The 7,974-nt window shown below is 41.2% G+C and carries 9 protein-coding genes and 1 pseudogene; 4 read left to right on the top strand and 6 right to left on the bottom strand.

What is annotated here, in order from left to right; translation table 11 throughout:
- Both CU633_RS23145 and CU633_RS23025 read left to right on the top strand, forming a co-directional pair.
- Positions 1–214 (top strand): annotated as a pseudogene (locus CU633_RS23145) (ExeA family protein); the annotation flags it as partial.
- A 14-nt stretch (positions 215–228) separates the two neighbouring features.
- Entirely contained in the window at positions 229–396 is a 168-nt protein-coding gene (locus CU633_RS23025; protein WP_180955050.1) for a hypothetical protein, read from the top strand.
- Positions 397–588: 192 nt separating this feature from the next.
- On the opposite strand, the gene CU633_RS20375 is transcribed toward CU633_RS23025, so the two are convergent.
- The 3 genes from CU633_RS20375 to CU633_RS20365 form a co-directional block, all read right to left on the bottom strand.
- Positions 589–939 carry a DUF1980 domain-containing protein gene (locus CU633_RS20375; protein ID WP_180955049.1) on the bottom strand — a complete coding sequence of 117 codons (351 nt, stop codon included), beginning with the start codon at positions 937–939 and terminating at the stop codon, positions 589–591.
- 2 nt (positions 940–941) lie between these two features.
- Complete coding sequence (locus tag CU633_RS20370; RefSeq protein ID WP_101662389.1) at positions 942–1,961, bottom strand: permease; 1,020 nt, start codon at positions 1,959–1,961, stop codon at positions 942–944.
- 326 nt (positions 1,962–2,287) lie between these two features.
- Entirely contained in the window at positions 2,288–2,806 is a 519-nt protein-coding gene (locus tag CU633_RS20365) for an RDD family protein (protein WP_101662388.1), read from the bottom strand.
- Between the two features lie 228 nt (positions 2,807–3,034).
- Between CU633_RS20365 and CU633_RS20360 the strand changes: the two genes are divergently transcribed.
- Together CU633_RS20360 and CU633_RS20355 are read left to right on the top strand one after the other, a co-directional pair.
- Positions 3,035–3,238 (top strand): hypothetical protein, encoded by a 204-nt coding sequence (locus CU633_RS20360; protein WP_101662387.1) that lies wholly within the window; start codon positions 3,035–3,037, stop codon positions 3,236–3,238.
- Between the two features lie 244 nt (positions 3,239–3,482).
- Complete coding sequence (locus CU633_RS20355) at positions 3,483–4,637, top strand: aminotransferase A (protein WP_101662386.1); 1,155 nt, start codon at positions 3,483–3,485, stop codon at positions 4,635–4,637.
- Between the two features lie 63 nt (positions 4,638–4,700).
- Here the strand turns inward: CU633_RS20355 and CU633_RS20350 are convergent, their stop codons facing one another.
- The 3 genes from CU633_RS20350 to CU633_RS20340 form a co-directional block, all read right to left on the bottom strand.
- The gene (locus CU633_RS20350; RefSeq protein WP_101662385.1) at positions 4,701–5,576 is read right to left on the bottom strand and encodes an NAD(P)-dependent oxidoreductase; all 876 of its coding nucleotides are present in this window, start codon (positions 5,574–5,576) and stop codon (positions 4,701–4,703) included.
- 201 nt (positions 5,577–5,777) lie between these two features.
- The gene (gene ptsP / locus CU633_RS20345; RefSeq protein WP_101662384.1) at positions 5,778–7,493 is read right to left on the bottom strand and encodes a phosphoenolpyruvate--protein phosphotransferase; all 1,716 of its coding nucleotides are present in this window, start codon (positions 7,491–7,493) and stop codon (positions 5,778–5,780) included.
- A complete protein-coding gene (locus CU633_RS20340; RefSeq protein ID WP_101662383.1) occupies positions 7,493–7,759 on the bottom strand; it encodes a phosphocarrier protein HPr in 267 nt (88 codons plus the stop codon). The genes ptsP and CU633_RS20340 overlap by 1 nt, the downstream gene beginning before the upstream one ends.
- Between the last annotated feature and the right edge of the window lie 215 nt (positions 7,760–7,974).

Genomic DNA, 7,974 nt, shown 5'->3' with positions numbered 1-7,974 from the left:
GGAAACGCATGAGTATATTCACCATCAGTTGGACGTGGTGGAAACCCCTCAAGAACTTTTTTCGGAAGAGGCCATTCAAGCAATTTACAACTTCAGCCACGGGGTGCCGCGAAAAATCAATACGCTGTGCAGCCAAAGCCTGTTGGATGCCTTTGTACAGGGGCACAAAATTGTGGGTGAATCGCACATTCATAGGGTAATAAACGATCTATAGAAGAGGGATGAGTTATGGAGAAACTCGAGAAGTATTACGTACAGTTACAAGATGGCATTTCGGAAATGGAGGCTGTAATTGAAGTGCTTAGAGTAGAAATTTCCGAACTGAAGGAACAGAAGGATACAATGCTAAAAATAGTTTCACTGTTAAAAAAAGAGACGAAGGATCTGTTGTTTTAACAGTGTGAATTTGACAAAGAAATAGACTTTTTCATTTGCCAGTGGCAGTGTGGGTGACTGACATTCACCTGCCGCGTCAATGCCACTGGCAAACAATCCGACAACGTAGGTGTCTGCGGACACAATACTGAAATAACTGAAATAACGTTGTGAATGCTTGCTATGGTATTGTGCTATTCTCCTGAAGATTAATCACTTTGAAAGGATATCCGTATCAAGAGTGAAATCACTAATTATTAGCGCTAAAATAATGGGGAATAGGAATAATGAGTATTGTAAGACTATTCTCAGTGAACTAGATGATGTATCACATACTTCACAATCACAATCTGCTCCCTTCATATCGCTGTTCCATAACCTGAAAAAACCAATAATAAAAAGACTGAGCATAGTAAACATGATTAAAGATGTCATCTTAGGTTCGAGCACCACAGAAATATTCTTCGTCACATACAATTTAAAAATAACCAAGCTAAAGCCTATTAGTAAGATACCCTGCAGTTCATTCTTTGTTTGCCAAGAAGGAGGCTCTTTTCCTTTCATTATCATCCCTCCATTGAAATATATTGACCCATAAAAATTGACAATCCAAATATTGTGATCGTTACTACGATAGTATAGAAAAGGATAAATCGCATTCTGTAGTAAGAAAACATAACGAGAAAGTTTTTCAAATCTAAAATTGGTCCATATACCAAAAATCCCAAAACAGCCTCCGGTTGAAAAATCCCATTAAAAGAAGCAGCTACAAACGCATCAGCCTCGGAACAGATGGACAATAAAAAGGCGAGTCCCATCATTAACATGGTATCAGTAACAGAATTAGTTACTGCTTGGGCTAAAACTGAGCGCTCTATGTAAATTTGAGCAAGACTTGCCAGAAAAGCACCGATGATAAAATACTTTCCTACTTGGAAAAACTCATGTGAAGTGTGATGAATAATCGCTTTCCATTTCGAAGTTCCCTTTTCATTTGATATGGAGAACCCTTTAGATAGTAAATCTTCTTTTCTAATTTTAAGAACTTCAGATTTTGAGAAGAAAATGTAAATGATACTCCCAGCAACAAGCGCTGTTACCATACAAAGTATGAATCTACCGAAATAGATTTCAGGTTGATTTGGAAAAGCATAGTAAGTAGATGTAAATACTACAAAATTTAGAATTGGTGCACCTACAAGAATAACAACTCCTGCGTGAACTGGTACACCTTTTTGAATAAGTCTTTTTACCACCGGTATAATAGCACATTCACACACTGGCGTTATCACGGCTATAAATAAAGCTACAATCATTGCAGAAAGTGGACTTTTCGGTATTAATCTTTGGACAGTTTGCTCTCCTACAAACAATTGAATGAAAGAAGAAAAAATAGCTCCAAGAATAATAAAAGGCAGAGCCTCTAATAACATATTTAGGAATGCGATAAAAACTGATTTCCACTCTTCACCAAAAACAAATTTAAAGGAAGCAACCATATCCTCGTTTCCAAAGAAAAATAAATAAATGAGAAATAGAAACAAAGCATATAGTAGGAGATCTTTTAGTGGTGAAGAAACAAGCATATAAAAACCACCTTTTAAATCGAAGTGATTACGATTTTCTCCTTGGATTATATGCCTGTTTATGAATATACATTCTTAAAATCACAATGTTAAATTACTGTAACTAACGTATTATTACCATAGGACATATGCTGTATTCTGTATATCTTACTATTTAAATATGCACTGCACTCTTAGAGTAGAAAAAATCGGCTTTCTTCATGTCGAAATTTGCTTAGCGTATGTTTTCCGCGTTTTGCTACCGGGACCCCCTATACAAAAAACTGCACTCCTTGCTTGAAGTGCAGTAGATAAAAGTTCTATAAGCTTGAATAAAAGTGCGCGGCCTATTTTCTCAGAACAACCGTTCCAGCAATCAGATCGTGCAATGATTGTTTCTTCTCTGTAAACGCAGCAATAATATAGCCGATTAATAAGATTGAAGATAAAAACACCATCGCCAAATACCGGCCTAAAGATCTCCAAAAGGAGATACGATTTCCATTCAGGTCCGTTACCTTTAAACCAAGGAGCTTTTTGCCGACTGTTGCCTGCCACTTGGACGCATGCAATCCGGCGAAATAGAGGGTTGATACGATCAAGCTAACAACAACAGATACTAAATACGTGCCAAGAAGGGCAATAGCTTCTTCGTCTGTTAACTCCTGCTCCATATAAGCCGGGTCGGTCATCATCGCATCAATGGCACCTGTAGAATTAAAAAGCATAAAACCAATAATGATAATTAAAATTGCCATCGGGATTCCAACAACTATTGAATCAATCAAACTGGCCGCAAATCTGATCCAAAAGCCCCCGTATTGCTTCTTTTCCTGAAAAGTATTTGTTTCCAGGCTTGCTTCCATTCCCATTCCTCCAGATTTTTCATTATAGACGTTAATTTCTTTTCCGAAAATTAACACTATCATTATAGCATTAATACATTTCAATATCGCTATTTTATTTTGATTGATATTAAAGTGACTATTTCGTGAACAAAATCACAACCTTATAGACCTGCATGAAAAAACGGAATACAATACAAACGTAAGGAAAATCACATTTATTAATTAAGAAAAGAAGGTGCAATCAGAGTGAGAGGTACGGCCATTCTGTACAAGGATGACAACACCGTGACATTCATTGAAGATGTAGAGATATCCGTGTATGAAGAAATTAAAAGCCAATGCGGATGCGAACATTGCAATTGCAAACTCGAAAACAAAGTGATCGACTTTGGAACAGTAGCCCCGGCATTTTGGCACGAAGATGAAGTTGACTGGGATTACGGATATTAAAACAAATGCCTGCTTCCACAAAATCATAAAATATCGCTTCCCCGGCAGTGTCTGAAAACACCGATCCTCCGTTTTTTAAATCGAACGGCATATTATGGAAAAGCCTTTTACAGTCACACTCTTATAAATTCAACCTCTTTTACACCTTCAAATCGAAGGTGTTTATTTTTTTCGGGAGAAATGCAAATGAATATTCACCGGGAACATGTTAGAATAATGATAACTTCTTGGGAGGATGAAAAGAGTGGAGCATTTAATTAATAACAGAGTGAAACAACTTGAAATATCGGGAATCAGAAAATTTTTCAATATGGTCGCAGGTACTGAGGACATGATCTCTTTAACGATCGGCCAACCGGACTTTCCAACACCTGGCCATGTTAAGGAAGCCGGCAAAAAAGCGATTGATGATAATTTTACTTCCTATACCCATAACGCAGGACTGCTTGAATTAAGAGAGGCAGCTGCCGGCTTTTATAAAACAAAATATGGTGTTGATTACAATCCTTTGTCAGAGGTAATTGTGACAACCGGTGCAAGCGAAGCGATTGACATTGCTTTTCGGACAATCCTCGAGGAAGGGGCGGAAGTCATTCTCCCAGGGCCTGTTTACCCGGGCTATGAACCAATCATCCGTTTGTGCGGTGCGAAACCTGTTTATATTGATACGCGGGAGCATCAGTTTAAGCTGACAGCAGAATTGATTGAACCTTACATAAATGACCAGACCCGCTGCATTGTCCTTCCCTATCCGTCAAATCCGACCGGGGTCAGCTTGAACGAGCGGGAGCTTTATGAGATGGCAGCCCTTCTCGAGAAAAAAGAAATATTCGTCCTTGCCGATGAAATATACAGCGAGCTTGTTTTTGAAAGGCCGCATGTTTCAATCGCGAAATTTTTAAGAGATAAAACAATTGTGATTAATGGGCTATCTAAATCACATGCGATGACCGGATGGCGAATTGGGCTCCTTTATGCGCCTGAGTATATAGCGAAACATATCCTTAAAGTTCATCAATATAATGTTACTTGTGCCTCGTCCATCTCACAGGCAGCAGCTTTGGCAGCCTTGACAGACGGGCTGGACGACTCTGTGCCGATGCGGGAGGAATATCGAAAGCGGAGAAATTATGTGTATAAAAGGCTTGTTGAAATGGGCTTGGAAACCGTCAAACCAGATGGTGCTTTTTATTTCTTCGTAAAAATGCCAAATGCGAATACGAATTCATTTGAGTTTGCATTGTCGCTTGTCGAGGAAGCGAAGGTTGCCGTTGTTCCGGGCAGCGCTTTTTCGTCACTGGGCGAAGGCTATTTCCGCCTGTCATACGCTTATTCACTTGAAACACTTGAAGAAGGGCTGAACCGTCTTCAGGATTATTTAACAAAAAACAGAGGGTAACCCTTGATCGGGTCCCCTCTAAAAAATTTTGCTTAAACGGTTCCGGCTGTCGGAGCCGTTTTTTTATGTCCAATATTTATAAAGGGCCTGGGTCCCGCTGTTTTCTTCTCCCTCTTCGGCCAGTTTTCCATAAAGGCGCCTCGCCAAAGCTAATCCGGGGGTGTCCATTCCCATCGCGGCGGCTTCTTCTAAAGCAATATTCATATCCTTGATAAAATGTTTAATATAGAAGCCCGGTTCAAAATCTCCGTTTATCATCCTTGGTGCCAGATTGGAAAGGGACCAGCTGCCCGCTGCTCCAGTGGAAATACTCTTCAGAACCGTTTCTGGATCAAGGCCGGCTTTTTCCGCATAAACAATCGCCTCGCATACCCCGATCATATTGGAAGCGATCGCAATTTGGTTGCACATTTTCGTGTGATGGCCTGCTCCGGCACTGCCTTGATACACTACATTTGGACCAAGAAGTTTGAGAATCGGCTCAACGGCGAGGAAAGCCTCTCGATCACCACCTGCCATGATCGCGAGCCTTGCTTCGCGAGCACCAATATCTCCGCCGGAAACCGGTGCGTCAATCGCATGAATGCCCCGCTTTTTTGCTTCTTCATAAATTTTCACCGCTAAGGACGGCGTCGAAGTAGTCATATCAATCACGTATGTACCTTCCCGGCTATTGGCGATAATCCCTTCCTCACCAAGATAAACTTCTTCGACATCATGCGGATAGCCGACAATCGTGATGATCACATTGGCTTTTAAGGCTACTCCCCGCGGAGAATCTGCCCATTCCGCTCCTTCATCCAGCAAGGGTTTCGCCTTTTCCTTTGTTCTTGTATAAACGACAAGCGGATAACCTGCCCTGGCCAGGTGGCCGGCCATGCTTTTCCCCATGACTCCGAGTCCGATAAAGCCAATTACAGTTTGGTCCGGTGACAACATGTGCTAAACCCCTCTCCCGACGATATTTGCTCTTATTCTAACATAACATTGACAGTTAGAATAAAAAAAAATCCGGCTGGAAACCAGCCGGCAATAAAGGGGGAAAATGAGAATGATTAGCGAACCTCAGTTTTACTAAAGTGCCAGTCTACCTTTACCCTTTTATAACAAAGTGAAACATTTTCCCATATTCCAAATTAATTACAAGTCGGTAACAGCCTTTACAGCCTCGACCACTTCTTCTGTTGTACTCATTTGCAGAACTTTCTCTGCAAGCTGTTCCATTTCGTTTTTATTTAAGCGGCGCAATTGTGCACGCGCTTTAAGAATCGAGGTAGCACTCATCGAGAATTCGTCGAGTCCGAGTCCGAGCAGAATTGGGATCGCCAGTTCATCTCCAGCCATCTCCCCGCACATTCCGGCCCATTTTCCTTCTTTATGGGCGGCATCAATCACCATCTTTACAAGGCGCAAAATTGCCGGGTTATACGGCTGGTATAAATAGGAGACGCGCTCATTCATCCGGTCGGCGGCCATTGTATACTGAATCAGGTCATTTGTTCCGATGCTGAAGAAGTCGACTTCTTTAGCAAATTGGTCTGCCAGGACGGCGGTTGATGGAATTTCAACCATGATTCCAAGCTCAATTTGTTCGGCTACCTGGATACCTTTAGAAAGAAGGTTTGCCCGCTCTTCTTCCAAAACGGCTTTCGCCGCACGGAATTCCTGTAAAGTAGAAATCATCGGGAACATAATTTTCAGGTTGCCATAGACACTGGCTCTTAATAATGCGCGCAGCTGGGTCCTGAACAAGTCCTGTTCTTCAAGACAAAGGCGAATCGCCCGGAAGCCAAGAAATGGATTCATTTCCTTTGGAAGGTCTAAATAAGGAAGCTCTTTATCTCCACCGATATCAAGCGTCCGCACAACTACAGGTTTTCCTTCCATGCCTTCCAGCACTGCTTTGTAGGACTCAAATTGTTCTTCTTCTGTAGGCAGCTGGTCCCTGCCCATGTAAAGGAACTCGGTACGATACAAGCCGATTCCTTCACCGCCATTGGCTTTCACACCTTTAAGATCTTTAGGTGTGCCAATATTGGCGGCAAGTTCAACATGATGGCCGTCGGCGGAAAATGATTTTTCATTGACTAGTTTCGCCCATTCAGCCTTCTGCTTTTCAAAGTCTTGCTGGACTTTTTTATAGTCGTCAATCAATTCCCGGGAAGGGTTAATATGTACTTCTCCCTTCAAACCGTCCACAATCACGATATCGCCGTTTTCAATATTGTGAGTTGCCTTTTTTGTACCTACTACAGCCGGTATTTCCATCGACCTCGCCATAATCGCAGAATGGGAAGTTCTGCCGCCAATGTCTGTTGTAAAGCCTTTCACGAACTGGCGGTTTAATTGCGCTGTATCAGAAGGTGTTAAATCTTCAGCTACAACAATAACCTCTTCATTAATCATGCTCGGGCTCGTCATTTGAACTTGCAGCAAATGGGCAAGCACCCGCTTTGTTACATCGCGAATATCAGCAGCCCGTTCTTTCATATATTCATTATCCATTGATTCGAACATGGAAATAAACATATCGGCTGTTTCTTGAAGGGCAGGCTCCGCGTTCACTTTTTCCGTTTTAATCTTATCTTCAATTGGTGTAATTAATTCAGGGTCACTTAAGACAAGCAAATGAGCGTCAAAAATAGCCGCTTTATCTGCCCCAAGCTCTGCATTGGCACGGTTACGAATTTGTTCAAGCTCATGTTTAGCTGTATTTACAGCATTTTGAAAGCGTTCTACTTCAAGGCCGGCATCCTCAACCGTTTTTTTCGTAAAGGTTAAGTCAGGCTCTACCAGACGGTAAGCCTTTGCAATTGCAATGCCGCTTGATGCAGCAATACCATTTAAAAAGTTCATTATTCAGCAAGACCTTCTCTTTTCAATGTATCTTCAAGGGTTCTCAGTGCATCTGCTTCGTCGCTTCCTTCAGCACTGATTTTAATATCCGCACCCTGGCCTACACCAAGAGACATAACACCCATGATTGACTTCAGGTTTACTTTTTTATCTTTGTATTGAAGATGAATTTCGGAATCAAACTTGCTTGCAGCTTGTACTAAAAGAGTTGCCGGACGAGCATGAATACCCGTTTCAGCTGTTACTTTAAATTGTTTTTCGACCATTAGAAATCAAACTCCTTTTTGATAAGTAAAATAAACACCTGTATATAAAGATGGTTTGTCTCATTAACTTAAACAATTAAGCGTTTTTAGTCAACTAAACGCTTAATTGGCGGAAAATTAAAAAGATATTGCTTTCCCATTTAGAATATCCTGCCACACTGTTTTATTTTCTACCACTACTTCTTTGAACATGTATGTTTAAGCAAACTTTGTAT

The organism is Bacillus sp. V3-13, assembly GCF_002860165.1.
Classification (GTDB): Bacteria; Bacillota; Bacilli; order Bacillales; family Cytobacillaceae; genus Bacillus_BJ.
The sequence above is the reverse complement of the archived record's forward strand: the minus strand, read 5'-3'. Positions and strand labels throughout refer to the sequence as shown.